This window comes from Humibacter albus DSM 18994 (assembly GCF_000421825.1).
Taxonomy (GTDB): Bacteria; Actinomycetota; Actinomycetes; order Actinomycetales; family Microbacteriaceae; genus Humibacter; species Humibacter albus.
In genome coordinates this window covers 42,821-69,695 of the sequence record NZ_ATXT01000019.1, presented here as the reverse complement: position 1 = coordinate 69,695, position 26,875 = coordinate 42,821, and the positions used below count along the sequence as shown (strand labels likewise).

At 67.5% G+C, this 26,875-nt stretch carries 18 protein-coding genes; 12 read left to right on the top strand and 6 right to left on the bottom strand.

Annotated features, from left to right (window positions below; genetic code table 11):
- Positions 1-49: 49 nt before the first annotated feature.
- The 8 genes from H623_RS20515 to H623_RS0115845 all read left to right on the top strand — a co-directional run bounded on the left by H623_RS20515 (position 50) and on the right by H623_RS0115845 (position 10,595).
- Positions 50-1,000, top strand: coding sequence for a carbohydrate ABC transporter permease (locus H623_RS20515; protein WP_022901914.1), 951 nt, complete (start codon positions 50-52; stop codon positions 998-1,000).
- The gene (locus H623_RS0115875; protein ID WP_026940449.1) at positions 997-1,857 is read left to right on the top strand and encodes a carbohydrate ABC transporter permease; all 861 of its coding nucleotides are present in this window, start codon (positions 997-999) and stop codon (positions 1,855-1,857) included. The genes H623_RS20515 and H623_RS0115875 overlap by 4 nt, the downstream gene beginning before the upstream one ends.
- Positions 1,858-1,881: 24 nt before the next feature.
- Complete coding sequence (locus H623_RS0115870) at positions 1,882-2,676, top strand: ThuA domain-containing protein (RefSeq protein WP_026940448.1); 795 nt, start codon at positions 1,882-1,884, stop codon at positions 2,674-2,676.
- The gene (locus tag H623_RS0115865; protein WP_022901911.1) at positions 2,673-3,842 is read left to right on the top strand and encodes a Gfo/Idh/MocA family protein; all 1,170 of its coding nucleotides are present in this window, start codon (positions 2,673-2,675) and stop codon (positions 3,840-3,842) included. The genes H623_RS0115870 and H623_RS0115865 overlap by 4 nt, the downstream gene beginning before the upstream one ends.
- 145 nt (positions 3,843-3,987) lie before the next feature.
- Positions 3,988-6,510 carry a glycosyl hydrolase family 95 catalytic domain-containing protein gene (locus H623_RS20510; protein ID WP_022901910.1) on the top strand — a complete coding sequence of 841 codons (2,523 nt, stop codon included), beginning with the start codon at positions 3,988-3,990 and terminating at the stop codon, positions 6,508-6,510.
- 330 nt (positions 6,511-6,840) lie between these two features.
- Complete coding sequence (locus H623_RS0115855) at positions 6,841-7,824, top strand: ABC transporter permease (RefSeq protein ID WP_022901909.1); 984 nt, start codon at positions 6,841-6,843, stop codon at positions 7,822-7,824.
- A gap of 14 nt (positions 7,825-7,838) precedes the next feature.
- Positions 7,839-8,795 (top strand): carbohydrate ABC transporter permease, encoded by a 957-nt coding sequence (locus tag H623_RS0115850; RefSeq protein ID WP_022901908.1) that lies wholly within the window; start codon positions 7,839-7,841, stop codon positions 8,793-8,795.
- Between the two features lie 36 nt (positions 8,796-8,831).
- Positions 8,832-10,595 carry a type 2 periplasmic-binding domain-containing protein gene (locus H623_RS0115845; RefSeq protein ID WP_026940445.1) on the top strand — a complete coding sequence of 588 codons (1,764 nt, stop codon included), beginning with the start codon at positions 8,832-8,834 and terminating at the stop codon, positions 10,593-10,595.
- Positions 10,596-10,762: 167 nt separating this feature from the next.
- On the opposite strand, the gene H623_RS0115840 is transcribed toward H623_RS0115845, so the two are convergent.
- Positions 10,763-11,362: a DUF624 domain-containing protein gene (locus tag H623_RS0115840; protein ID WP_022901906.1), complete on the bottom strand. Its 600-nt coding sequence runs from the start codon at positions 11,360-11,362 to the stop codon at positions 10,763-10,765.
- 10 nt (positions 11,363-11,372) lie between these two features.
- Positions 11,373-12,371, bottom strand: a complete 999-nt coding sequence (locus H623_RS0115835) for a LacI family DNA-binding transcriptional regulator (protein ID WP_022901905.1) — start codon at positions 12,369-12,371, stop codon at positions 11,373-11,375.
- 175 nt (positions 12,372-12,546) lie between these two features.
- On the opposite strand from H623_RS0115835, the gene H623_RS20505 reads away from it, so the two are divergent.
- The 4 genes from H623_RS20505 (at position 12,547) to H623_RS0115815 (ending at position 20,972) form a co-directional block, all read left to right on the top strand.
- On the top strand, positions 12,547-14,634 hold the full coding sequence (locus tag H623_RS20505; RefSeq protein WP_022901904.1) for a beta-galactosidase: 2,088 nt from the start codon (positions 12,547-12,549) through the stop codon (positions 14,632-14,634).
- Positions 14,631-16,946 carry an alpha-xylosidase gene (gene yicI / locus H623_RS0115825; protein WP_022901903.1) on the top strand — a complete coding sequence of 772 codons (2,316 nt, stop codon included), beginning with the start codon at positions 14,631-14,633 and terminating at the stop codon, positions 16,944-16,946. The genes H623_RS20505 and yicI overlap by 4 nt, the downstream gene beginning before the upstream one ends.
- Positions 16,943-19,462 (top strand): glycoside hydrolase family 3 protein, encoded by a 2,520-nt coding sequence (locus H623_RS0115820; RefSeq protein WP_022901902.1) that lies wholly within the window; start codon positions 16,943-16,945, stop codon positions 19,460-19,462. Before yicI ends, H623_RS0115820 begins: the two co-directional genes overlap by 4 nt.
- Before the next feature lie 154 nt (positions 19,463-19,616).
- Positions 19,617-20,972 (top strand): MFS transporter, encoded by a 1,356-nt coding sequence (locus tag H623_RS0115815; protein WP_157561007.1) that lies wholly within the window; start codon positions 19,617-19,619, stop codon positions 20,970-20,972.
- A 7-nt stretch (positions 20,973-20,979) separates the two neighbouring features.
- Here the strand turns inward: H623_RS0115815 and H623_RS0115810 are convergent, their stop codons facing one another.
- The 4 genes from H623_RS0115810 to H623_RS0115795 form a co-directional block, all read right to left on the bottom strand.
- Positions 20,980-23,439, bottom strand: coding sequence for a glycoside hydrolase family 3 N-terminal domain-containing protein (locus H623_RS0115810; protein ID WP_022901900.1), 2,460 nt, complete (start codon positions 23,437-23,439; stop codon positions 20,980-20,982).
- 115 nt (positions 23,440-23,554) lie between these two features.
- Positions 23,555-24,451 carry a carbohydrate ABC transporter permease gene (locus H623_RS0115805; RefSeq protein ID WP_022901899.1) on the bottom strand — a complete coding sequence of 299 codons (897 nt, stop codon included), beginning with the start codon at positions 24,449-24,451 and terminating at the stop codon, positions 23,555-23,557.
- Positions 24,448-25,410, bottom strand: coding sequence for a carbohydrate ABC transporter permease (locus H623_RS0115800; RefSeq protein ID WP_022901898.1), 963 nt, complete (start codon positions 25,408-25,410; stop codon positions 24,448-24,450). The genes H623_RS0115805 and H623_RS0115800 overlap by 4 nt, the downstream gene beginning before the upstream one ends.
- Before the next feature lie 93 nt (positions 25,411-25,503).
- Complete coding sequence (locus H623_RS0115795; RefSeq protein WP_022901897.1) at positions 25,504-26,832, bottom strand: ABC transporter substrate-binding protein; 1,329 nt, start codon at positions 26,830-26,832, stop codon at positions 25,504-25,506.
- Between the last annotated feature and the right edge of the window lie 43 nt (positions 26,833-26,875).

The following is a 26,875-nucleotide window of genomic DNA, read 5'->3' as shown; positions in this document are numbered from 1 at the left end:
GAAGGCATCCTCGCCCGTCCGCGGTCCTCGACGCGCGAAGGAGCGTGACATGACCTCAGTGGACGTCGGCCTCGAGAAAGAGGTCGCACACACGAGTCGCGGAGGCGGCCGGCGACGAAGGAGACGACTCGGCGACTATCTCACGAGATGGTTGTTCGTGGCGCCGGCGATCGTGTTCGTGCTGGTGTTCTTCGGCTACCCGATCGTGCAGAACGTGGTGATGTCGCTGCAGGACTACACGACGGCCACGTTCTACACGGGCATCGCGCCGTGGGTCGGGTTCGAGAACTACGCCAAGGTGTTCGGCAACCCATTGTTCGTCACCACGTTGGTGAATACGTTGTTGTTCACGGTGGGTTCGATCGTGTTCCAGTTCGGCATCGGCATGGGGCTGGCGCTGTTCTTCAAGCGGCACTTCCCGCTGAGCGGGTTCTTGCGCTCGCTGCTGCTGCTGCCGTGGCTGCTGCCGTTGATCGCGTCGGCGGCGGTGTGGAAGTGGATCCTGGATCAGGGCAGCGGGGCGTTGAACCAGTTCCTTGGACTGTTCGGGGTGCAGCCGGTGCCGTGGCTGGTCAGCCCGAGTCTGGCGTTGATCGCCGTGATCGGGGTGAACATCTGGTTGGGCATCCCGTTCAACACGACCATCCTCTACAGCGGCCTGCAGGCCGTGCCGGAGGAACTGTATGAGGCGGCGGCGCTGGACGGTGCTGTCGGGTGGAAGGCGTTCTGGCACATCACGTGGCCGAGCATCCGATCGGTGGTCAGCGTGGTGATCGTGCTCGGCGTGGTGTTGACGCTCAAGGTGGTCGACATCATCCTCGGCCTGACCGGCGGCGGACCGGCGAACTCGACCCAGACGCTCGCCACCTGGGCGTACCAGAACTCGTTCGTGCAGTTCTTGTTCGGGCAGGGCGCGGCGATCAGCAACGTGCTCATCGTGATCTCGCTGCTTTTCGCCGTCGTCTATCTCTACATCAACCGCAAGGGGGCGGACGAATGACCGCGACTCAGACGATGGTGCTGCCTACCGGTGCTCCGGCCAACCGGCGCAGGTACACCCGCACATGGCCGATGACGGTGCTCGGCATCATCTTTTTGGCGATCATGGTCTTCCCCGTCTATTGGATGATCAATAGCAGCCTGCAGGGGAACTCGGGTGCGGCCACGACCGACTGGTTCCCGTTTCACCCGACGTTCGCCGGCTACGAAGCCGCAATCAACCAGCAACTGCCCAACCTGGTGACGAGCCTGATCGTGGCGCTGAGCACTGTGGTGCTCACGCTCGTGATCGCGACGCCGGCGGCTTATGGTCTTGCGCGGTTCAAGATGAAGGGGATGACGGCGTTCGTCTTCGTTCTGCTGATCACGCAGATGATCCCCACGATCGTGATCGCGAACGCGTTGTACGCGTTGTTCAACGATTGGGGCCTGTTGAACTCGTACCTCGGGCTGATTCTGGCCGATAGTGCGGCGCAGATCCCGTTCGCGATCATCCTGATGCGCGCGTTCATGGCATCCCTGCCGCAGACGCTCGTGGAGGCCGCGCTGGTGGACGGCGCGAACAACTTCCGCGCGTTCCTCTCGATCGTGGTGCCGATCAGCAAGAACGCGATCATCACCGCAGCCTTGTTCACGTTCCTCGGCGCGTGGGGAGACTTCCTGTTCGCCCTGACGCTGACCAGCACGCCGCAGGTGCGCCCGATCACGCTCGGCATCTACAACTACCTCGGCGCCAACGTCTCGCAGTGGGGGCCGGTGATGGCCACGGCCGTCATCGCATCCATTCCTGCAGGGTTGCTGCTGATACTCGCGCAGAAGTACATCGCAGCCGGTGCCCTCGGCGGCGCCATCAAGTAACGAAGAAACACGAAGGAGAAACACATGACAGCCACTACTGACCGCCCATTGCGGGTCGTCGTCTGGGGGGAGAACCGGCACGAGCAGGTGGAACCGCACGTGGCCGAGATCTACCCGGAGGGCATGCATAACGCGATCAAGTCGGGTATCGAGGAGAACCTCGGCGACCGGGTGGTCGTGAGCACGGCGCTGCTGGATGAGCCGGAGCACGGCCTCACCGAGGAGCGGCTGGCGCAAACCGATGTGCTGACCTGGTGGGGGCACGCGGCGCATGGTGAGGTGTCCGACGAGGTCGTGGAGCGGGTGCATCGACACGTGCTGTCGGGCATGGGCCTGGTGGTCCTGCATTCCGGGCATTGGTCGAAGATCTTCCAGAAGCTGATGGGAACCACGTGCACGCTGCGGTGGCGCAGCGAGCACGATCGCGAGCTCGTTTGGACCGTCGACCCGACGCATCCGATCGCTCAGGGTGTTCCGCATCCGATCGAGATTCCGCAGCAGGAGATGTACGGGGAGCAGTTCGATGTTCCGCGGCCGGACGAGATCGTGTTCATCAGCTCGTTCTCCGGTGGTGAGGTCTTCCGCAGCGGCATCACGTACCGGCGCGGCAACGGCAAGATCTTCTACTTCAGCCCGGGCGATCAGGACTTTCCGGTGTATCACCACAAGGATGTTCGCCGCGTGATCGCGAACGGCGTCGACTGGGTGGCTCCGGCGCGGGAACGAGCCGTGCCGACCCTGCTGCGGTACGAGTCGGGCGACTTCTTCCACGGCCACGGCTACGAGGGCGCCATGCGCAACCAGGACGAGGACGAATGAGCACGTTCGCCCTCGTGCCCGGGAATGAGCCGGTGCGGGTCGTGCTGGTCGGCGCCGGAGCGATGGGACGCAACTGGATGCGTGTCATCGCCTCGACGCCGGCCGTGCGGCTCGTCGGCGTGGTCGACCTCGACCTCCCGCTCGCGCGGCGGGCGGTCGAGGAGTACGGCGCCGAGCAGGGTGATGGGCAGGCGCGGGGAAGCGGTGTGGCCCCGCTGGCGGGTGACTCGCTGGCGGCGGTGGTCGCCGAATCGCAGGCGCAGGCCGTGATCGACGTGACGGTTCCACCGGCGCATCACGCGGTCAACACGCAGGCGTTGTACCTCGGGCTGCCCGTGCTCTGCGAGAAACCGATCGCGCCCACCGTGGCGCAGACGCTCTCGCTCATCGCCGCCCAGGAAGTCACCGGGCAGCTCCTGATGACCTCACAGTCGCGGCGCTACTACCCGCAGCTGGCGCGGTTGAAGCATGCCGTGGCATCCCTCGGGCAGATCGGTTTCGTCACCACGGAGTTCTTCAAGGCACCGCACTTCGGCGGGTTCCGGGACGAGATGGAGCACCCCCTGCTGGTCGACATGGCCATCCACGGCTTCGATGTCGCCCGATACCTCCTGGACGACGACCCCGTCAGCGTGGACTGCCGCACCTTCAACCCGGCGTGGAGCTGGTACCGCGGAGACGCCGCCGCGACGGCAGTGTTCGAGTTCGCCGGCGGCACCCGATTCGGGTACTCCGGCAGCTGGTGCAGTCCCGGGCTGGAGACCTCCTGGAACGGAAGCTGGCGCATCAGTGGTGCACGGGGGACCGCCATCTGGGACGGCGAAGGCGAACCGGAAGTGGAACTCGCCGAGCAGACAGGCGCCGTCGGCGCCACAACGCATCCCGACGGGCCGGCCGTGCCCGTACGCCCCGAGATCGCCGGCGCCCTCGACGAGTTCGTCGACGCACTACGCACGGGAACCACGCCGTCCGGCGACGTGCACTCCAACGTGCACAGCCTGGCGATGGTCGAGGCCGCCGTGCTGTCGGCATCCTCGGGCGGCACCGTGCGCCTGGCAGATGTGCTCGACGAGGCCTACGCCGCGGCACTGCAGAACGAGCTTCGCGACGACGTGCGCGAGAGGCTGCGATCGTGGGGTTCCGCATCCGGTGCGGGCCTCGCCTGACGAACCCCACCCCGCACTCGGCGCCGGCTCGGCGCGCTGCAGCCCATCACTCCACCGCGTGCATCGCGGCCGAGCACGAGGGCGGCGAGACCGCCTAGTGTCGTTCAGGCATCCTTCGGCCACGTCATCGAATGGGAGGTCGGCCGTGACCGACGTGAACCTCGACCCCTCATGCCTCGAGTTGGAGGAGCCCGCCCGCTACTTCCATGAGGCGTTCCTGCTCGGCAACGGCTCCCTCGGCGGCGCCCTCTGGGGCCGGCCCGGCGAGGAATGGGTCGATCTGAACCGCGACACGCTGTGGTCGGGCGGTCCGATCGCGCGCGGGGTCGATCCCGTCGTCGATCCGCGCGCCGCAGCGGCACTGCACGACCTCCGTGCCGCGATCGCGCGCGGCGATCACGCGGCGGCAGACACGTTGGCGCGTCGGCTGCAATCTCCGGGCTGGACGCAGTCGTATCAGCCCGTCGGTCGGCTCCGCTGGCATTGGCAGGGCCAGCGCCCGGGACAGGGACAGGAACAGGGCCCAGGGAAGCACGCGGCATCCGGCGAGGGCTACCGACGGTCGCTCGATCTACGGCGGGCCCGGGCGGAGCTCCGTGTCGGCGGCGATCGCCTGCACGCTTTCGCGTCGCATCCCGACGATGTGCTCGTGCTCGAGACCACGCATCCGGATGCCCCGCCGCCCGACTTCGAGTCACCGCACCCGCTGCTCGTCTCGCGTACCGAGCACGTCGACGGGGTGACTTGGCTCCTGGCCGCCGGCCGCGCGCCGTCGCACGTGGTTCCCGAGTACGAGCGACATGCCGAGCCGGTGCGATATGACGCCGCCCCGCCCGCCGTCGACGGTACCGTTGCGGCCGGGATGGGATGGGCGCTCGCAGCGGCGCTCACCCGCACGAGCGCGGGATCCCGGCTGGTCCTCACGGTGGAGACCGGGTTCGCAGGCTGGGACCGACGGCCTTCCGCCGACCTGACTGCGCTCATCCAACAGGCACGTTCGCACGTGGCGCGTGCTCTCACCGCAAGCACAGCCGAGCTCGCCGACCGCCACGAGCGCGACTACCGCGAGTTCTTCGATCGGGTGCGGCTCGACCTCACGGCCAGCGGCGATCGCGGCGCTCTCGACGCACAGCGCTACTTCGACTTCGGCCGGTACCTGCTCATCTCCAGTTCGCGACCGGGAACGCAGGCGGCGAACCTGCAGGGCATCTGGAACGACGACGTACGGCCCGGCTGGTGCAGCGATTACACCACGAACATCAACGTCGAGATGAACTACTGGGGAGCGGGGGCCGTCGACCTCGGTGAACTGCACGAGCCCTACTTCGACCTGCTCGCCGAGCTCGCCGAGGCCGGACGTTCGACGGCGATCGAGACGTACGGCGCGCGCGGCGCGACGACGCATCACAACACCGGCCTCTGGCGGTTCACCGACGCGGTGAGCGGCAACCCGCAGTGGGCGAACTGGCAGTTGGGGCTGGCCTGGATGAGCGCGCAGCTCGGTCTGCGGCTCGACACCGCGTGGTCGGATGGCTTCGCGAGGGAGCGCGCGCTGCCCGTGTTGCGTGCGGTCGGTGCGTTCGTGCTCGATCAGCTGGTGGAACATGAGGGCGGGCTCGTCGTGAGCCCGTCGAGCTCACCGGAGCACTCGTTCCGCGACCCGCAGGGCGTGGTCGGCGCGGTGACGGCGGGGTCGACGATCGACCAGGAGCTCGCGCACGAGGCGCTGAGCCTTCTCGTGCGCGTGGCGGACCGCGTCGGCGAGCGGGACGCGCTCGTCGAGGAGGCAGCATCCGCTCGAGACAGGATTCGGATGCCGTCGCTCGACGAGCGGGGCCGCCTGCGCGAGTGGCTCCCCGGTCTCGCAGCGACGGAGGAGGGCCACCGGCACCTCTCACACCTCTACGGCGCGTTCCCCGGTACCCGCATCACGCCGACGTCGACACCGGTGGAGTTCGAAGCAGTGCGGCGATCGCTCGCACACCGGCTCTCCCACGGCAGCGGATACACCGGATGGAGCCAGGCCTGGGTGCTGTGCCTGGCAGCGCGGCTGGGCGAGACGGAACTGGCCGAGCACTCGCTCGATGTGCTGGTGCACGACCTCAGCTCGCCGTCGCTCCTCGACCTGCACCCGCACGGAGAGCGGCCGGGCGGCGCCCTGTTCCAGATCGACGGCAACCTCGGTGCGATCGCCGGCGTCGCCGAGCTGGTGATGCAGAGCCACGACGGCGCGATCTCGCTGCTGCCGGCGCTCCCCGCGACGTGGGGCGGCGGATCCGTGCGCGGCCTGCGTGCCCGCGGCGGCCACGTCATCGATCTGGAGTGGAGCGACGGGATGCCCGTGGCCGCCACGCTCCGCCACCCGGCTGGTCCCGCGACCGGTGCAGCAGCGTCGGGCTGCCGCGAGGCAGCCCCGGCGGCGGGAGCGGCGGCCTTGTCGGGAGCGGCGGCCTTGTCGGGCTCGGCGTCGTCGTCGGGCGCGGAGACGGGAACCGGAGCCATCGTCACGATCGAGGTCCCTCGCGGGGTGCGGCCGCGGGTGACGGACGGTGCGGGGCGGAACCTCCCTGTCCTGCCGGTGCACGTCGCCCGCGAGGGTCGGACGCGATGGTCGTGGCCCGTGCCGACCGGCGCGACGTCATCCCTGGAGTTCGACCGCGAAGGCTGACGACACGGCCCGCGCAGATCTTCGTCGCGCGTCGCGTCGCTCCGGGAGCGCTTCGAATGTGCTGATTAGTGAGCGCCGCGAGCTTGCAGCGCGCATGAAGCCGCCGAACTGACCGAACCGGACCCCCTCGTCTTCTTGACGGATCCGCCACTCACTGGCTATGGTCATCGAAGCGGTTCGACATATTTCGCTTGAGGCTCGGCTCACTTGCCTGACCGAGGGATGTCTTGAACCGGGCACGTCGGACCTCACACAAGGGAGTGACATGAAGCGAGGCCAGCAAATCACGGGCCAGAGCGCGGTCACCGCGTCAGCGAAGGTCATCTCGCGATGACCACGCAAGCGGTTCTCCAAGAAGCGGTGACCGACGAGGTCGTCGAGAGCAAGAGCCACCGGCGCGCGAAGCGTCCTCGCGCGGGCAAGAAGTCCGTCGGGATGTTCCTGTGCATCCTCCCCTTCCTCGCGCTCGTGTTCGTCTTCTCGTACCTGCCGCTGTACGGCTGGATCTTCTCGCTGTACGACTACCAGCCGGCGCTCGGCCTGAGCGGCAGCGACTTCGTGGGCTTCCAGTGGTTCGAGATGCTGGTGCGCTCGCCGACTCAGCTCGCTCAGATCACCCAGGTGCTGGTCAACACACTGGCGATGAGCTTCCTCGGCATCCTCACGTCGTTCCTGCCGATCGTGTTCGCGGTGTTCCTGAACGAGGTCAAGGCGCCCTGGTTCCGCAACGTCGTGCAGACCCTGACGACACTGCCGAACTTCATCTCTTGGGTGCTCGTCTACATGATCGCCTTCTCGCTGTTCTCCAGTTCGGGGCTGGTGAACAGCGTGCTGACGGATTCCGGCATCATCACGACGCCGATCAAGTTCCTCGACTCGGGCGACCACGTCTGGCTCACCATGCTTCTCTGGAGCCTCTGGAAGGGCGTCGGCTGGGGCGCGATCATCTACCTCGCCGCCATCACGGGCATCGACCCGGCACTGTACGAGTCGGCGAAGATCGACGGGGCGGGCCGGTTCCAGCTCATGCGGCACATCACCATCCCGCAGCTCATGCCGACCTACGTCGTGCTCCTCATGCTGTCGGTCGCGAACCTGCTCAACAACGGCATGGACCAGTACTACGTGTTCCAGAACGCCTTCAACATGAAGCACATCCAGGTGCTCGACCTCTACGTCTACAACGTCGGCATGACGGGCAACAACCTCTCGCTGGCCACCGCGATCGGCATGCTCAAGAGCCTCATCTCGGTCATCCTGCTCGTCGTCGTCAACCTCATCGCCAAGCGTGCCCGCGGCACCTCGATCATCTAGGAGCCTTCACGAACATGGCTATCGCAGCGGATGCCCTCTCCCGCACGAAACGCGCACCTCGTCGTGGCCGCGCCCCGCGCACGAAGGGCAGCTGGGTCTTCAGCATTCTGAACTACGCGGTGTTCGCGCTCTTCGCGCTGATCTGCGCCTACCCGTTCTATTACCTGATCATCAACTCGGTCAGCGCCAACGATCTCTCCGCGCTGGGCGACGTACGGTTCTTCCCGGTCGGATTCCACCTCTCGAACTACGCGCAGGTCTTCCAGCTGCAGGGCCTCACTCTGGCCACCGCCGTGAGCGTTGCGCGCACCGTGCTGGGCACGGCGGGCACGGTGCTGGTGTCGGCGTTCCTCGGTTTCATGTTCACGCAGGAACGCATGTGGGGCCGGGCGTTCTGGTACCGGTTCACCGTCATCACGATGTACTTCAGCGCAGGCCTCATCCCCGTGTTCCTCATCATCAAGGGCCTCGGGCTGACGAACAACTTCTGGGTCTACGTCATCCCCTATCTCGTTCAGCCGTTCAACGTCATCCTCGTGAAGACGTTCGTGGAGTCGATGCCGCGCTCGATGCAGGAAGCCGCCGAGATGGACGGCGCCAACATCATCCAGGTCTTCTTCCGCGTCTACCTGCCCAACATGACGCCCATCCTCGCCACCGTCGCGATCTTCTCCGCGGTGGCGCAGTGGAACATGTTCCAGGACACGCTGATCTACATCACCGATCAGAGCCTGTACACGCTGCAGTACCTGCTCTACATGTTCATCAATCAGGCGAACAGCCTGGCTCAAGCGGCCCAGAACGCAGCGGGCGGAAACCTCAGCGCCATCGCCAATGCGGCCACATCGCAGACCGCGACATCCATTCAGATGACGGTCGCCGTGGTCGTCGTGCTGCCCATCATCTTCATCTATCCCCTGTTCCAGCGCTTCTTCGTGAAGGGCATCATGCTCGGCTCCGTCAAGGGCTGACGGGCCGCTCGAGCGCACCAAGAAAGGAATACAGCAATGAAGCGTAGAGAGTTCCTGGCCATGGCGGGCATCGGCACGCTCGCCTCGGTCACCCTGTCGTCGTGCTCCCTGATCTCCGGGGATTCCCCGAAGGCGGCGAGCACGTCGGGCGCGTTCCCGACGACCTGGAAGAAGGAGATCACGGTCGACGTCTTCGACGACCTGGCCAACTACCAGGGCATTCAGAGCGGCTGGTTCGCGAAGATCGTCAAAGACAAGTTCAACATGAAGCTGAACATGATCGCACCGAACGTGGCGGGCGGCGGCGAGACCCTGTTCAACACCCGATCGGCCGCCGGTGATCTCGGCGACCTGGTCGTCCTGGGATCATCGCAGCATCTCGATGAGGCGCTCAAGGGCGGCCTGCTGCTCGATGCATCCACGTACTACAAGAACATGACGAGCGTGGCCGGGTACAAGCAAGCGGTCACGAAGACCAACCCGGGAGACAAGGGGACGTTCGCGTTCCCGACGTCGGTGTCGAAGCTCAAGCCGACCCAGTCCTCCGAGAGCACGGAGCCCACGTTCGGCCCCTACCTGCGCTGGGACCTCTACGCCGACGCCGGCTACCCCAAGATCGGTACGCTCGAAGACCTCGTCCCGGTGCTCGAAGACATGCAGAAGTCGAACCCCAAGGCGCCGAACGGCAAGCCCGTCTATGCACTGTCCCTGTTCAAGGACTGGGACGGCAACATGATGAACAACGCCAAGCAGCCCGCGTGCTACTACGGCTACGACGAGATGGGATTCGTCCTCGCCGCCGCCGACGGGTCGGCCTATGAGAGCATCATCGACTCGGACTCGCACTACGTGCGCTCGCTGAAGTTCTTCAGCGCGGCCAGCAAGAAGGGGCTCGTCGACCCCGACTCGCCCACGCAGAACTACTCGACCATGTACGCGAAGTACCAGGCGGGCGAGGTCCTGTTCGCCTTCTGGCCGTGGCTCGCGCAGCCGGCCTACAACACGACCGAGAACATGAGCGCAGGCAAGGGCTTCGAGATCGCGCCGCTGAAGGACATGAAGATCTTCTCGTACGGCGCGGAGGTCTACGGCAACTCGAACTACGCCATCGGCATCGGTGTCAAGGCGAGCGATCCGGAGCGCGTCGCCGCCTTCATCGACTGGCTGTATTCGACCGACGGGGTCTACGCGAACGGCAGCCAGACGGGATCCGCCGCCGGCCCGAAGGGGCTCACCTGGGACCTCAATTCCGCGAAGAAGCCGGCGCTGAATGCGTTCGGCCAGAACGCCTTCCTGGGCGGTGGCACGAAGCAGGTGCCCGCGAAGTGGGGCTCGGGCAAGTACGCCGATGGCGTTTCGGCGCTCAACGTCACGACGGTCACGGCCGTGGACAAGGACCCCTCGACCGGGTACTCGTTCGCGTACCAGATGTGGCCGAGCTATCAGAAGCTGATCATCAACCCCCTGACCAAGGACTGGTCGAAGCACATGGACGGCGCGTCGACGACGATGGAGTACCTGCGCGACAACAAGAAGATCATCGTCGCCCCCGGCTCCGGCTACGTCGCGCCGGCCGACAGCTCCGAGATCCAGACCCTGCGCAACCAGATCAAGGCCGTCATCGTCGCCGACTCCTGGAAGATGGCGATGGCCACCAGCACGAAGCAGTTCGATTCGCTGCTGAAGGACATGCAGGACACCGTGAAGGGCCTCGGCTACGCGAAGGTGCTCAAGGTCGACATGGAGCACGCCAAGGAGCAGAACAAGACGCGCCTCGAGGTGGCGAAGAAGTTCGGCTGACGCACCGCCGCGTGACACAGATCGTGTAGCGACACCTAGCAGGAACGGGGCCCGGCGCAAGCCGGGCCCCGTTCCCGTGTCGGCCGGCGGCCCTCGGAACGCGCTTCGTGCGGCCATCGCAAGATGCGCAGGCGCACACGTCAGGAACGGTACTGCCGCGCGGTGCCTCAGTGCCGGGCGAAGACACCCCGCAGCAGGAAGCTGACGGCGTAGGCGCTCACCGAGAACCCGACGCTGAGCATCACGATCAGAAACGGCGAGAACGCGGCGGTGAGACTCACCAGAGTCGCAGGGATGACGACCAGCACGAACGTCCGCCAGGGCTCGGCCGCCGGCAGCAGCAGGGCGTTCTTGAGGGTCTGCCGCAGCGTCGCGCGGTACCGCGCGACCAGCGCCATGCCGTAGAGGAATGCGGCGAACAAGTAGACGGCGCCGAGGAACGCGATGACGGCGACCGCGATCGAGATGGCGCTGCCCTGGAACAGCCAGAAGAATCCGGCGAAGGCGAGCAGCAGCGTCGGGACGATGAAGCAGAGATAAACGACGCTCGCCCTGCCGGCATTCGACTTGAGCGCGACGAAGTAGTCCTTGAGCAGATGTCCGCTCTCCTCGTCGGAGTAGCGCATCGTCACCTCGAACAGCGCGCTCGTGGCCATCCCTATGGTGACGATCGGGATGCACGTGACCAGGAAGACCACGTTGAGGGCGATGAACATGACGAACGCCGAGGCGCCCTGCATTGTCTTGCCGTCAAGATTGACCTTCATGCGGTCGGCGTCATTTCGCGGTGGCCGGCGTCGTGCGCACGGTCAGGGTCGGCGCGATGAGGCGAACGCCGGCGGGGGTGCCGCCGGCGATCATGTCGCAGATCACCTCGGCCGCGGCTTCGCCGAGCGCTTCGGCCGGCACGGCGATGCTGTCGATCGGGGCCGGGACCGACAGCGCGACGTCGTCGGGGCACAGTGCCACGACCGCGGGCTTTCCGGTGGTGTGCTTGCCCAGGTCGACCAGGCGGGCGAAGACGTGCGGCAGTGCTGACTCGTTGTGCACGAGAAACCCGCTCACGTCCGCGTCGTGGGCGAGCACCTCGTCCACCAGGGCGCCGGCCTCGGCGCCCGGAGGGCAGGCGTGCACCGAACCGTCCACGCCGGCCGCCGCGCACGCGGCGAGAAAGCCACGGGCGAGGCGATCGGCATACGACGTGTGCCGCTCCATGACCTCCTCGGGCGAGCCGATCAAGGCGAGGCGACGATGACCGAGGGCGCGCAGCCTATCCACGGCGAGCCAGCCGGCCTCCTCGAAGTCGAAGTCGACGCAGGGAACGGCGCGCCGGCCCTCCGGAAGCCCGATCAACAGGCTCGGCTGGGGGAGCTGGGCGAGCACGCCGATGCGGGGATCGTCGGATTCGACATCCATCAGCAGGAGGGCATCGACCATCGACCCTCTCGCCGCGCGCTCCATGCCCCGAAGGTCGTCGCTCGTCAACAGCAGGATGTCGTACCCGTGCGTGCGCGCCCGCGCGACGAGCCCGGTGACGATCTCCATCACCACGTGCACGTCGACTCCGGAGCGCAGCGGGATCTGCAGCCCGATGACGTTCGTCGATCTGGACGCCAGCGACCGTGCGCCGGCGTGCGGGCTGAAGCCGAGCGTGGTGATCGCCCGCTCCACGCGCTTGCGCGTCTCGGGCGAGATCGTGCGTTTGCCGCTCATCACGTACGACACGGTCGAGATGGAGACGCCCGCCTCCTCGGCGACATCCGCGATCGTGACCATCGAAAGTCTCCTGCCCTTCTACGGCATCGTTCCCCGCGTCATCCGTGACAGCTCGCGCCGCTCGGCGGCAAGAAGTCGGCGGCGTTTCGACACGTCGTGGACACCACTTGCGTCATCCTATAAGGTCGCAATGTTGAAACGCTTCGACAACGGTGCAGAAGGTATGGAATTGACGATGCCAACGACGGATCGCCCGGCGGATGCCCGTGCCTCGGCCGACCGGGCCGGGTCCGGTTTCGCGGCGCTCTGCGCGGATCTCGGGTTGTGCTTCGGGGGTGATTACAACCCCGAGCAATGGCCGCGCGAGGTGTGGAACGACGATGTGCGGCTCATGCGTCGCGCCGGAGTCAACCTCGTCACCGTGGGCGTCTTCAGCTGGTCTCGAATCGAACCGGTTCCGGGCGAGCGCGACTTCACCTGGCTCGACGAGGTGCTCGACCTGCTGCACGAGAACGGGATCGCGGTCGACCTGGCGACGCCGACGGCATCCCCACCGCCCTGGCTCGGCATTCGACACCCGGAAACGCTTCCGGTCGACCGCGACGGCGTACGGCTGTCCGCGGGCTCGCGCAACCAGTTCTCGCCGGCGTCGGCGGTGTACCGGGAGCACGCGCTGGCCATCACGCGGGATCTTGCGGAACGCTACGCGAGGCATCCGAGTGTGCGCATGTGGCACGTCGGCAACGAGTGGGGGCAGCTCGACCACGGTGACGAGGCCGCACGCGAGTTCCGGCTCTGGCTGCGCCGGGAGTATGCCACGATCGACGCGCTGAACGAGGCGTGGGGCACGGCCGTGTGGTCGCAGCGCTACGGCTCGTTCGACGAGGTTCTGCCGCCGCGCCGCGCGCCGTACACGATCAACCCGACGCAGTCGCTCGACTTCCGTCGTTACTCCTCCGACCAACTGCTGCGGTGCTACGGCGAGCAGCGTGACGCGATCCGCGAGGCCGGAGCGACGCAGCCGATCACGACGAACTTCATGGGGTTCTTCCCGCACGCCGACTACTGGTCGTGGGCCGACGCCGTCGATGTGATCGCGGATGACCAGTACCCCGACCCTGGAGACGAGCACGCCCCCGCCGACATCGCGCTGGTGCAGGATCTCATGCGCTCTCTCGGCGGTGGCCGGCCGTGGCTGCTCATGGAACAGGCCATCAGCGCGGTGTCGTGGCGCGAGCACAACCTCGCGAAGACTCCGCAGAAGGGCAGGCTCGACAGTCTGCAGGCCGTCGCGCGCGGCGCCGACGGCATCTGCTTCTTCCAGTGGCGCCAGGCCCGCAGCGGCCCCGAGCGTTTCCACTCGGCGATGCTTCCGGCAGCCGGCGACGACTCGGCGGTTTTCCACGGCGTGGAGCGGTTGGGCGCCGACCTGCGTCGGCTGCGACCCGTGGTCGGCGCAAGGGTGAACGCGCGCGTGGGCATCCTTTTCGACTGGCCGTCGTGGTGGGCCTCCGAGGAACCGGCCCGTCCGACAGAGCGGCTGCGCACGATCGAGCAGGTGCAACGCTGGTACCGGGTGCTGTGGCGCAACGGCGTGGCGGCGAACGTTCTGCGCCCGGGTGACGACGCCGGCGATCACTGCGTCGTGCTCGTGCCGCACAGTTATGTGATCGAGCCTGGGGCCGCCGATGCGCTCCGTGATGCGGTGTCGGGCGGTGCGCGGCTCGTGGTCGGGCCGTTCAGCGGCGTCGCAGACCGGCACGGGCACCTCCTGCAAGGCCGGTCTCCGGCGCTCCTGCGCGACCTGCTCGGTGTCAGCGGCGAGGAGTGGAGCGGTCTTCCCGACGGTGCACCACTCGTCGTCGACGAGGCGTGGGATGCCGCGCCGGCGGTAGGCAGAACGGCGAGCGTTCTCGCCGAGCGGCTGCGCGCCGACGGCGCCGACGTGCTGGCGGCCTTCGGCGACGGGGTCTACGCCGGCCTTCCCGCGATCACCCGCCACGCGTTCGGCGAAGGCCGTGCCTGGTACGTCGGAGCAGTCGTCTCTGACGAACTGCTCGCGGCGGTTCTCACCGACGCACTCCGCGACGCGGGCGTCACGAACGTGGTGGGGGTGCCACCGCGCCCGGAAGGCTCGCTACCCCAGGGGCTCGAGGCGGTGCGCCGCGGCGACCACCTGTTCTTGCTCAACCACGGTCGGCACGGCGCGGAGCTCGTTCTCCCCGCAGCGATGCGCGACCTGCTGACCGACGAAGAATTCGACCGTGCCGCAACTGTGGCGCCGGGCGCGGCGATGGTGCTGACAGAAAGGCTGACTACGTGAAATTCACCGATGGATACTGGCTGACGAGGCCGGGACTGAAGCCGATCTACGCGATCGAGGTGGACGACATCCGCGCGGATCCGGATGCCGGCACGATGACCGTGTACGCCCCCACCAAGCCGATCAGGCAGCGCGGCGACACGCTCAACCTGGCGATGCTCACGGTCACGTTCTCCTCTCCCGCGCCGGGTGTGATCAAGGTGCGCGCGGAACACCACGCGGGTGCGGTGCACCGCGGGCCGGACTTCGAGAAGTTCGCCCAGGAATCCTTTCGTCCGACCATCGAGATCGACGACGAGTTCGGTGTGCTCACCACCGGCGACCTGAGGGTGCGCGTGGCGCGCAAGGGCCCATGGCGGTTCGACTTCGAGCACGGCGAGACGCTTCTCACCAGTTCGCTGCCGCGCTCCATCGGTCACGTCACGCGAGAAGAGGCACTGGGCCAGAGCGCCGCGACCTGGATGCACCAGCAGCTCTCGCTCGATGCGGGAGAGCGCGTCTACGGACTCGGCGAGCGCTTCGGCGCCTTCGTGAAGAACGGCCAGGTCGTCGACACGTGGAACGCGGATGGCGGGACCTCCAGTGAGCAGGCCTACAAGAACATCCCGCTCTACATCACGAGCCGTGGCTATGGCGTCTTCGTCGACGACCCGGCGAACGTCTCGTTCGAGGTCGCGAGCGAGGTGAACTCCCGCGTGCAGTTCTCGGTCGAAGGCGAGTCGCTGGAGTACTACGTGATCGGGGGCCCGGCGCCCAAGGACGTGCTGCGACGGTACACCGCGCTCACGGGCCGTCCGGCCAAGGTACCGGCCTGGTCGTTCGGCCTGTGGCTGACCACGTCGTTCACGGCCAGCTACGACGAGCGCTCCGTGAACGAGTTCGTCGACGGCATGGCCGAGCGCGACATCCCGCTCAGCGTCTTCCACTACGACTGCTTCTGGATGCGCGAGTTCCAGTGGACCGACTTCGAATGGGACGCCCGCTTCTTCCCCGACCCGGAGGGTCAGCTGTCGCGCCTGCATGACAAGGGCCTGCACGTGTCGGCCTGGATCAACCCCTACATCGCGCAGCGCTCGGCGCTCTTCGGGGAGGCGGCGGAGGCCGGATACCTGCTCAAGCGCACCGACGGAAGCATCTGGCAGTGGGATCTCTGGCAGGCCGGAATGGGCCTCGTCGACTTCACCAATCCCGCGGCGGTCGAGTGGTACATCGGCAAGCTCGAGGCGTTGATGGATCAGGGGATCGACGCCTTCAAGACGGACTTCGGCGAGCGAGTGCCGGTGGATGACGTCGCCTGGCACGACGGGTCCGACCCACGTCGCATGCACAACTACTACGCGAAGCTCTACAACGGCGCGGTCTTCCGGGCGCTCGAACGACGGCGTGGCAGGGGGGAGGCGATCGTGTTCGCGCGATCGGCCACGGCCGGATGTCAGCAGTATCCGGTGCACTGGGGCGGCGACAGCGACTCGTCGTTCGCGTCGATGGCGGAGTCCCTGCGCGGCGGCCTCTCGCTCGCGATGTCGGGCTTCGGGTACTGGAGCCACGACATCGGGGGCTTCGAGGGCACACCCGATCCCGCGCTGTTCAAGCGCTGGCTCGCGTTCGGCCTGCTCAGCTCGCACTCTCGTCTGCACGGCTCCGACTCGGTGCGTGTGCCCTGGGCGTTCGACGATGAGTCGGTCGACATCGCCCGCGAGTTCACCAAGCTCAAGATGCGGCTCATGCCCTATCTGGCCCAGGCCGCACGGCAGGCGCACACCGAGGGGACGCCGATGATGCGCCCGATGGTGCTGGAGTTCCCGGATGACCGTGGCGGCTACGACGCGGACTGCCAGTACATGCTCGGCGACTCGCTGCTCGTCGCCCCCGTGTTCACCGCTGACGGCAGCGTCGAGTACTACCTGCCGCAGGGCCAGTGGACCGCGCTGCTCGACGGCTCGAGTCGCGACGGCTACCGCTGGCAGGTGGAGAAGCACGGCTTCGACTCGCTGCCGCTGCTGGTGCGTCCCGGCACGGTGCTGCCGTTCGGGGCCAGGGACGAACGCCCGGACTACGACTGGGCCGACGGCGTCACCCTTCGCTGTTTCGAGTTGCCCGACGGATACGACGAGCTCGTGGTCGTGCCCGGGCACGACGGGGCCGCCGACACGACGTTCCGGGTGCGGCGCGACGGGAACGCGATCACTGCGAGCTCGGACGACGCACGGGCATCCTGGTCGCTGCAGGCGGGGGATGCCCTCGCGCATGCCGACGCCGCCGGCGAGCTCACGATTTCACTCGACGACACGCTTCAGGAGGGCCACCGATGACCGCCGACGCATTCCGCCGCACCGACCTGTCCGTCTCCGAGCGTGCACGCGACCTGCTCGGCCGGCTCACCGCCGACGAGCGGATCGCCATGCTGCACCAGGCGGCGCCCGCCATCGAACGCCTCGGCGTCGAGCGGTTCCACACCGGGTGCGAGGCGCTGCACGGCGTGGCCTGGCTCGGCACGGCGACCACCTTTCCGCAGGCCGTCGGGCTCGCGACCACCTGGGACACCGACCTGCTGAAGGCTGTCGGCGAGGTGACGTCGATCGAGGTGCGCGCCAAGCGCGCCGCCGACCACTCCGTCGGGCTGAACGTGTGGGCCCCGGTGGTGAACACGCTGCGCCACCCCGGCTGGGGCCGCAACGAGGAGGGCTACTCCGAGGACCCGCAGCTCACCGCACACTTCGGCACCGCCTACGCGCGGGGCCTGCGCGGCGACCACGAGCGGGTCTGGCGCACGGTGCCGACGCTCAAGCATTTCCTCGCGTACAACAACGAGACCGACCGCTCGACCACGTCGTCGAACATGTCGCTGCGCACCCTCCACGAGGAGGAGCTGCCCGCGTTCCGGGCGCCGTTGGAGACCGGTGCCGCCGGTGCCGTGATGCTCGCGTACAACCGGATCAACGGCATCCCGGCGCACACGCAGCCGGAGCTCGTGTCCGAGGCGCGGTCGTGGGCATCCGAGTCGCTCGCGTTCGTCTCGGACGCGGGCGCGCCGAGCTTCCTCGTGACCACGCAGCGCGCCCATCCGGACCACGTGTCGGCCAGTGCGGCGCTGCTTCGAAGCGGTATGGACTCCTTCACCGACAACGAGACCAACGCCGAGCCCACCATCGGGTACGTGAACGACGCGCTCGCGAACGGGCAGCTCACCATGGCGGAGGTGGATGCCGCGGTGCTGCGTCTCCTGGAACTGCGGGTGCGCACCGGCGAGTTCGACGGGGATGACGACCCGTACGCGTCCATCACGGCCGACGATCTCGACGCGCCCGCCTCGCGAGAGCTGGCCCGCGAGGTCGTGGCCGCCTCGGCCGTCGTGCTCCGCAACGATGCCGCGGTGCTGCCGCTCGCGCAACCGGAGTCGATCGCCGTGGTCGGTCCGTTGGCCGACGCGGTGCTCATGGACTGGTACTCGGGCACGCCGCCCTACGAGTTCGGACTCGCATCCGGGCTCGCGCAGCGCTACCCCGACGCGGAGATCATGACGGTGACGGGCGCCGACACGATCGCGCTGCGCTCGGCCTCGGCCGGACACTACGTCACCGTCACGACCGATGGCGGCCAGGTCGATGCGGGTGCGCAGACGGCTGACGAGGCGACGCGCTTCGACGTGACCGACTGGGGCGACGGCATCCTCACGCTGCGCTCCGCCGCCAGCGGCAGACTGCTCACCGGCGCCGCGTGGCCGATGCACGCTGACGCCGAGAGCGTGGGCGAGTGGGTCGTGCACGAGAGCTTCCGCCGCCACGTGCACGCCGACGGAACGTGGTCGCTGCTCAACCTGGGCACCGGCCGCTGGGTCAGAGTGTTCCGCGACTCGGGCCTGCTCGCCGCCGAGGCGGTGACGCTCGAGGAGGCCGAGCGGTTCACCGTGCGCACGCTGGTCTCGGGACAGGATGCCGTCGCTCGTGCCGCCGCGCTCGCCGACGTGGTCTTCGTGGCCGTCGGCAACGAACCGCACCTGTCGGGCCGCGAGACGCAAGACCGTCCCCATCTGTACCTGCCGGAGTCGCAGGCGGAGCTGTTCCGGGTGGCGCGTGCCGCGAACGACCGCGCCGTTCTCACCGTGATCTCCAGCTACCCGTACGTGCTGCCCGAAGGGGTTCGGGATGCCGCCACCATCGTCTGGTCCAGCCACGGCGGCCAGGAGCTCGGTCGCGGCCTCGCGGACGTGCTCAGCGGCGACAAGGAGCCGCGCGGTCGACTCGCCCAGTCCTGGCCGGCCCGCCCGGAGCAGGCGGGCGACCTGTTCGACTACGACACCGCGGCGCAGAAGGCCACCTACCGTCACCAGCCGGATGCCTACGAGTTCGCGTTCGGACACGGCTGCACCTATTCGAAGGTCGTCTACGAGGCGGTCGGCCTGATCGCCCCCACGGCCGTGGCGCCGGAGCCCACGCACCGCCACGCGGCCTTCGAGCCGGCCGGCGACGAGCCGACGGCCGATCGCGTGCGCGCGGTAGTCGCGGTGCGCAACACCGGCGACCGGGACGCGGAGGAACTGGTTCAGCTCTACGCGCTGCCCCAAGCCGGGCTTCCGATCGGCACGCCGCTGCGCATCCTCGTCGCGTACCAGCGCGTGCACCTGGCGCCGGGCGAGCGCCGCTCGGTCGAGCTCGACTTCTCGCTCGCACGTCTCGCGGTGTGGGACGACTCGGTGAGGCTCGCAAGCGCGCCGATCGATTGGCTGCACGCGGGCGCTCTGCGGGTGCAGGTGGGCGAGTACCGGCTGGCGGCCGGACCGTCGGCAGGGAATCTTCCGGTGGCGGCGACGCTGACCGTGACCTCGTAGGCACGGCGACGATCCTCCTCACGGCGGACGCTCCCGGAGACACCGTCGGGATCGTCGGCCGTGTCGTGGCGGCGACGTCGGGTCGTGGCGGCGACGTCGAGTCGTTTCCGCGGCGAGCCCCGCGTTGTCGCAGGCTGGCGGGTAGCGTGACCTGGTGAGTAGCGATCAGGTGCCGATCCGGCAGGTCTTCCACGGCCGCCGCGGCGTGTTCCTGTTCAGCATGCTCCTGGCCGAGTTCGGCGGCGGCATGCAGGGCCTCGCAGTCTCGACCGTGCTGCCCGTGGTGGCGCAAGAGCTGCACGGGTTCGCGCTCTTCGGTGCGACGCTCGCCGCCGGCAACATCGCCGCCGTGCTGATGCTGTCGTTCAGCGCGCCGATCCTGGCGAGGATGCGCCCTACCGCCGTCATCGCGTGGGCGACGGTCATCTTCCTGGCCGGGGTGGCGCTGTCGGTGTTCGCCCCGACGATGGAGTGGGTGCTCGCCGGCATGGTGGTGCGCGGCATCGGGCTCGGTCTCATCACGGGGTTCGGGTCGTCGGCCATCGGCGGCCTGTTCGACGACCGCGAGCGGCCGCGGGTGCTCGGCCTCTACGCCTTCGTGTGGCTGATTCCGTCGATCGCCGGTCCGGCGCTGAACGCGGTTGTGGCCGAATGGGTCGGCTGGCGCTGGGCGTTCGCGTGGCCCGCGTTCCTGGTGCTCGCAGCCAGAATCCTGATGGGCGCCTACGCCTCGGCGATTCCGTGGGAGAAGACCAGGGAACCGGTGCGTGCTGTGGCTGGCGTGATCGTCGCGGCGGCGCTGGGTGTCGGAGCCGCGGCATCCACGACCGCAGGGTTCTGGTCCGTCGTGCTGTTCGTGCTGGCCGCGATCGGCGGGGGAGTGGGAATCATCGCGTTCCTGAGGCGAGGTGCGCGCGGCGGGCGGCTGTTCAGCGTGCTGCTTTCGTTCGGAGCGTTGTGCGCGGGATTCTCCGGCATCGATGCGCTGCTGTCCGTCACCGTGATCGAGGCGTTCGGCAGCGGGCTGCTGTGGGCATCCGTCGCGATCACGGCGGCGCTCATCATGTGGACGCTGGCGGGCCTGCGGCCGCGACCGTCCGCGAGGCCCGACCGGGTCACCGTCGGACTCGTGCTCATGGTGCTCGCCGCCCTCGCACTCGTCGTCACGAGCTTCACCGGGTCCGGTCCCGGCGCGATCGCGGCCGTCATCGTGGCTGCCGGGGTCGCCGGGCTCGGAATGGGCATCGCGTATCCGCTTGCCATGTCTGAGGCCTTCGAGGGACCGGATGCCGCCATGCGGGTGGGCCCGCTCGTCTCGTTCGCCGAGACGGCGAGCATGGCCTGGATCTCGATGATCTGCGGGGGACTCTATTCCGCCCTGCACGGGTTCGGCTCCGGCCCCGGTGCGGCGGCCGGAGCCGCCTATGCGGTCGTGGTGCCGGTCGCCGCTGTCGGCGTCGTCATGGCCGCACGCCGCCGCCGCGTGCCGTGGGCGGCAACCGCCGCCTGAGCTCCGCCTACTCCACCGTCACCACGCTGCGCAGCACCCGCGTGTGGTCGACCTCGCGCACCGGACCGGTCAGAGTGACGGGCAACGCGAACCGGATGTCCCCACTGGATGCCCCGATTCGCAGCTCGAGCTCGCCCGGCTCCACGATCCGCGCGTAATCGCGACCGGTGAATGCGGAGAGGTCGGCGTTCACCTCGAACGACACCCGGGCATCCGCTCCCGCCTCCAGCGGAACCGACGCGTACCCGATCAGCCGCTGCACCGGACGCACTACGGATGCCACCGGGTCGTGCAGATACAGCTGCACGTTCTCAATGCCCGCGCGCTCGCCGGTGTTCCTCAGGGTGAGCGACACCGTCACCGAGCCCGACGTGGTCGTCTGCGCGGAGTCGATCGCGGCATCCGACCACTCGAACGACGTGTACGAGAGGCCGTGTCCGAACGGGTACTTCGCCCGGGGGTCGATGTTCGACACCTCAGTCGGTCCACCGAGCGGGGCGGCGAGGTAGGTGGCGGGCTGTCCGCCCTCGATCGCGGGGATGCTCACCGGCAGCCGTCCGCTCGGGTTCACTCGGCCGCTCAGCACGCCCGCAATCGCGGGTCCGCCCTCTTCGCCGGGGAAGAACGCGGCGACGATGGCACCGGCGGTGTCCGCCGCGGAGCCGAGCGAGTACGGGCGTCCTTCGATGAGGGTCGCGACGAGGGGCGTGCCGCAGGCGACGAGCGCGTCGAGAAGATCCTGTTGGCGGCCGGGCAGCCGCATGCTCGCGGCGTCGCAGCCCTCGCCGGAGGTGCCGCGGCCGAAGAGGCCGGCGCGGTCGCCGAGCACGGCGATCACCAGGTCGGCGTCACCCGCCGCAGCGACGGCGCGGTCGATGCCCGCGACATCCGACTCCCGGGCATGCGACTGCGCATCACCCGACCGTGCGACATTCGACTGGGCGTCATCCGACTGGGCCGTGGCGTCGCCCTTGCCGTCCACGCTCACGCCCGGCTCGAATGTGATGGTCGCGTTCGGGAACTCCGCCCGCAGGCTCTGCAACACGGTCGGCAGCTCGATGCCGATCGGCACCTCGGGATGCAGAGTGCCCACGTGGCTCGGGAACGAGTAGCAACCCAGCATCGCGAACCGGTCGTCCGCCAGCGGCCCGACCACGGCGATGCGGATGCCCGTGTCGGGCGCCAGCGGGAGCATTCCGTCGTTGCGCACCAGCACCACCGCGCGCTCGGCGACTTCCCGGGCGAGTGCCCGATCCGCCTCGGCGTCCAGATCGACGCGTCCCCGCACGGCCTCGATGTCGTCGAGATCGTTCTCACGCCAGCCTGCCGGCAACGGCGACCAGCCCTCGTCGAGCATGCCGAACTCGGCCTTCTGCAGGAGCACCCGCCGCAGCGCACGGTCGACGTATGCCTCGTCGAGGTCGCCCGACTCCACCTCCGCGACGAGCGGGTCGCCGTACGCCTTCACCGTCGGCAGCTCCACGTCGACGCCGGCCCGGAGAGCGGATGCCGCGGCCTCGCCCCACGTGCCGGCCACACCGTGCAGCGTCTTGAGGAATGCGACGCCGAAGTAGTCAGCGACGACCGTGCCCGTGAATCCCCAGGTGTCGCGCAGCAGTCCGGTCAGCAGCGTCTCGTCCGCGGCGGACGGCACCCCGTCCACGTCGGTGTACGCGTGCATGACACTGCGCACGCCGCCGTCGCGCACGGCGAGCTCGAACGGCGGCACCATCACGTCGTTGAACTCGCGCCGCCCCATCGACACGGGCGCGAGGTTGCGCGCGGCCTTCGATGCGGAATAGCCGATGAAGTGCTTGAGGGTGGCGACGATGCCGGCGGACTCCAGGCCGCGCACATACGACGTGGCGATGGTGCCGACCAGGTACGGGTCTTCGCCGATCGTCTCCTCGGTGCGGCCCCAACGAGGGTCTCGCGTCACATCGAGCACGGGCGCGAGACCCTGGTGCACGCCGACCGAGCGCATTCCCGTGCCGATCCGCTGAGCGACGCGCTCGATCAGCGCCGGATCGAACGTGGCGCCCCACGACAGCGGCACGGGATAGGCCGTCGCACCCCACGCCGTGAATCCCGCCAGACACTCCTCGTGCGCGATGGCCGGAATCCCGAATCGGTTCGCTGCCATGATGCGCCTCTGACTGTGCGCCAGCGAGACCACGCCGACCGCGGCATCCACCGGAGCCGACCCGAACGAGCGCGTCAGCTGACCGAGGCCGTGCGGGAGAAGCGCCTCGAGCTCGACGGCGTCTTCGTTCATGTCGTGCTGGAAGGGCGCGACATCGCCGCCGGTCGGAGAGGATGCCACCCACACGCCGTACAGCTGCGCCACCTTCTCGCGAAGGGTCATCTCGGCGATCAGTGCGTCGACCCGTTCTGCCGCCGGGAGAGTGGTGTCGCGCCACCGTGCATCGGGACGCGGTGCCGTGGCCGCGTGGTCAGCCGTGTTCATCTGGATGTCTCTTTCGTCGTCGTCGACGCGGTGCTCGCGTCGATCGTGTCAGGGTGCGCGAAGGGCGGTCGCGCGGGGTGCGCGGCCGCCCTTCGTCGTGGGTTGAGGTGTGGGTTTATCTTCCGGCGAGGGATCCGCCGATGCCGCCGACGGAGAAGAACTTGTTCAACACGGCGAAGACGATGATGGGTGGGAGCATCATGATCACGGCCACGGCCATCACGAGTCCCCAGTTGGTCTGGTTCTGCTGGAAGAACGTGTTCAGGCCGATGGGGAGCGTGTAGTTCTTGTCGCTGCGGAGGAAGACCAGCGCGATCAGGTAGTCGTTCCACGCGAGCAGGAACGAGAAGATCGCGGTGGAGAGGATGCCCGGCAGTGAGTTGCGCAGCACGACTCTGGTGAACGAGCCGAACACGGAGGCACCGTCGATCCAGGCTGCTTCTTCCAGGGAGATCGGGATGGAGTCGAAGTAGGCGGCCATCATCCATACGGCCACACTCATCGTGGAACCGCTGTAGATGATCATGACGCCGACGAGGTTGTCGACCAGTCCGAGTTTGGCGAACAGGAAGAACAGCGGGATGACGGCGGTGACCACGGGCAGGGACTGGACGATGAACAGGATCAGCGCGTAGGAGGACACGAGTTTGCTGCGGCCGCGGGAGAGGACGTACCCGGCGGGTGCCGCCACGACGACGGCGACGATCACGGTGACCGCGGCGACCAGGAGGCTGTTGCCGAGCCAGGTGCCGACCGAGGTCTGTTCGAACACGTTGCCGTAGTTCTCGAACGTGAGCCCGGTGGCGGTGGATCCCAGCGACGGAGTCAGGGACAGGATCGCGACAGCGATGATCGGCACGAGCACGATTGCGGTGATGACCACGATCGCCAGCAGGCGCCACCATTTGCCGCGTTCGCCGAGTTCGGACAGACTGCGACGCTTCTTGCCGGCGTTGACACCGTAGTTGAGCTGGCCGGTGATCTGCTCGTCGGCGGTTGTTTCGGCGCTCATTCGATGTTCACCTTCCTGATCTGGCGGTAGAGCAGCACGGAGATGATCACGAGGACGATGGTCATCAAGAACGCGATCGCGACACCGGGGCCGACTTGGTAGTTCTGGAACACGGTCTGGTAGGCGAGCACGACCAGGGACTGGGTGGCGTTGACCGGGCCGCCGCCGGTGAGCAGGAAGATCGTCGGGAAGTCGTTGACGCAGAAGATCGTCATCAGGATCCACGACACGTACGTGGTCCGGGAGATCATCGGCAGCGTGATCTGCCGGAACGTCTGCCAGGTGCCGGCACCGTCGACCTTGGATGCCTCATACACCGTCGTGTCCACCGACGCGAGCGCGGAGGACATCATCATCATCATGAACGGGAAGCTGATCCAGACCTTGAACACGCACACCGTGATCTGGGCCAGCAGCGGGTCGGCCAAGAACAGCACATTCCCGAAACCGAGCGCCTTGGCCAGCTCCGGCAACGGGGACTGCGGAGTCGCGACCAACCAGTTCCACGACGTGGCCGACACCACCGTGGGCACCACCCACGGCAGAAGAAGCAGAACCTTCCACAAGCCACCCGCGGGGATCTTCGTACGCAACAGCAGGCCAAGACCCAGGCCGGCAGCCCACGACCCGAACACACCCACGACGGTGAAGACGAGCGTGAAGACCGCCGCATGCCAGAACCCCGGCTGCTGCACCACATCCACGTAGTTCGTGAACCCGACGAACGCGCCGGCATCGATCAGGTCGCCATTGCGCAGCGACTGCCAACCGGCGTAGATCACCGGATACAGGTTCAGCAGAACCAGCAGCAACAGCGACGGAATGGCGAACAGCAAGAATGTCCACGTATGGGACATGGCACGATTCCGTTTACCCGAACTGGGTGAACGGCCCGACCCGGCCACTCCCACACCGTTACGCGCCTTCTTCAGCGCGCCGGCCACGGACTCGGTCGACATCAGCGAATCTCCTTAGAGCTAGAGCAAGAACCTCGTCATGGTGAAAACGGGTGGGCCCGCGCGAACACGCAGCGCCCACCCGCATTCAGCCCATTACTTCATGAGGCCTTCGATGGCGTTCTGCAACGTCGTCAGAGCCGTCTTGGCATCCGTCTTACCACCGAGGATCGACTGTGCGAAGTTGATCATCGGCTGAGTGCCGTCGACGGTGTTGGCGATGTTGTAGAACAGGCCCTTGCCGCCCGGAGCCGCCCACGTGCCGTAGATCGGGTTCCAGTCCTTCAGGATCTTCACCGTCACCGGGTCCGCCTTCAGCACGGAGGTGTCCGCGATCGACTTGAGCGGCGGCAGGCCGATGCCGGTCTTCTGCGTCCACAGCTTGGACATGTTCTTGTAGTAGTAGGTGAGGAACGCCTCGGAGCCCTTCTGGCTCGGGGTGTTCTTGTACATCATGATGTTGTTCGGGAAGTAGATGCCGCCCTTCTTGCCCGACGGGCTGGTCAGCGGATCACCGACGACCATGTCCGTAGCGACATCGCCGCCGACGCTGGCCGCGAGGCCTGCACCGTCCCAGCCGTAGCCGAACTTCTTGGCCTTCCACTGCGACTGCACGTTGGCGCTGGTATAGGTCGCCGCCGCGGGGTCGGAGTACCCGTTCTTCACGAGCTCCAGCACGTACTCCATGGCCTCTTCGTTCTCGGAGGTCACGCAGTCCGGCTCCTTCTTCTTGTTGAAGAGGCCGCCGCCGTTGTTGATCATGAACGCCGTCAGGATGTGGCTTCCGGTGAAGTTACCGGCACCCGAGCCCAGGCCGAAGCCATAGACGCCGTTCTTCTTGAGAGCAGCACAGACCTGCTTGTACTCGTCCCACGAGGTCGGCACGTCGACGCCCGCCTGCGACAGCAGCGTCTTGTTGTACCAGGAGCAGCGCACATCGAGGTTGTACGGCACGGCGGCATAGCCGTCGTCGGTCTTCATGGTTTCGAGCAGGCCCTCGAGGAAGTCGTCGTAGATGCCGTTGCTCTTCCACGAGTCCAGCAGGCTGTCGGCGTAGGCGATCTTGCCCTGATGGGCGAACTGGAACGCCTGGGTGCCACCACCGGAGCTGACCGCGGGACCCGTGTTGGATGCGACCGCCGAGGAGAACGTCTGGGTGAAGTTCGCCCACTGGATCTCCTGATAGGTGGCCGACGGAAGACCGCTCTTCGGCTTGTAGGCCAGGGTGATCTTCTTGTCGAGCTTGTTGAACTCCGTGTTACCCCACGGCATGTTCCAGAACTTCAGCGGCTTGCTGCTGCCACCACCGCCGGAACCGCCGCTGCCGCCGGAGCAGGCAGCGAGGAGAGTCGTCGCGGCGACGCCGCCGGCGAGGCCGAGAAAGCCGCGTCGGGTGAAGGCTGCGCCTGTGGATTCCGATGCCATTATCAGATCCCTTCCGTCCGTCCCGACGTCGGGCGTCGAGCGG

Coding starts and splice junctions, on each gene's coding strand:
- H623_RS0115875 (WP_026940449.1), top strand. CDS start 997: ATGACCGCGACTCAGACGATGGTGCTGCCTACCGGTGCTCCGGCCAAC.
- H623_RS0115845 (WP_026940445.1), top strand. CDS start 8,832: ATGAAGCGTAGAGAGTTCCTGGCCATGGCGGGCATCGGCACGCTCGCC.
- H623_RS0115870 (WP_026940448.1), top strand. CDS start 1,882: ATGACAGCCACTACTGACCGCCCATTGCGGGTCGTCGTCTGGGGGGAG.
- H623_RS20515 (WP_022901914.1), top strand. CDS start 50: ATGACCTCAGTGGACGTCGGCCTCGAGAAAGAGGTCGCACACACGAGT.
- H623_RS0115850 (WP_022901908.1), top strand. CDS start 7,839: ATGGCTATCGCAGCGGATGCCCTCTCCCGCACGAAACGCGCACCTCGT.
- H623_RS0115805 (WP_022901899.1), bottom strand. CDS start 24,451: ATGAGCGCCGAAACAACCGCCGACGAGCAGATCACCGGCCAGCTCAAC.
- H623_RS0115800 (WP_022901898.1), bottom strand. CDS start 25,410: ATGTCGACCGAGTCCGTGGCCGGCGCGCTGAAGAAGGCGCGTAACGGT.
- H623_RS0115810 (WP_022901900.1), bottom strand. CDS start 23,439: ATGAACACGGCTGACCACGCGGCCACGGCACCGCGTCCCGATGCACGG.
- H623_RS0115820 (WP_022901902.1), top strand. CDS start 16,943: ATGACCGCCGACGCATTCCGCCGCACCGACCTGTCCGTCTCCGAGCGT.
- H623_RS0115795 (WP_022901897.1), bottom strand. CDS start 26,832: ATGGCATCGGAATCCACAGGCGCAGCCTTCACCCGACGCGGCTTTCTC.
- H623_RS0115865 (WP_022901911.1), top strand. CDS start 2,673: ATGAGCACGTTCGCCCTCGTGCCCGGGAATGAGCCGGTGCGGGTCGTG.
- H623_RS0115855 (WP_022901909.1), top strand. CDS start 6,841: ATGACCACGCAAGCGGTTCTCCAAGAAGCGGTGACCGACGAGGTCGTC.
- H623_RS20505 (WP_022901904.1), top strand. CDS start 12,547: ATGCCAACGACGGATCGCCCGGCGGATGCCCGTGCCTCGGCCGACCGG.
- H623_RS0115840 (WP_022901906.1), bottom strand. CDS start 11,362: ATGAAGGTCAATCTTGACGGCAAGACAATGCAGGGCGCCTCGGCGTTC.
- H623_RS0115835 (WP_022901905.1), bottom strand. CDS start 12,371: ATGGTCACGATCGCGGATGTCGCCGAGGAGGCGGGCGTCTCCATCTCG.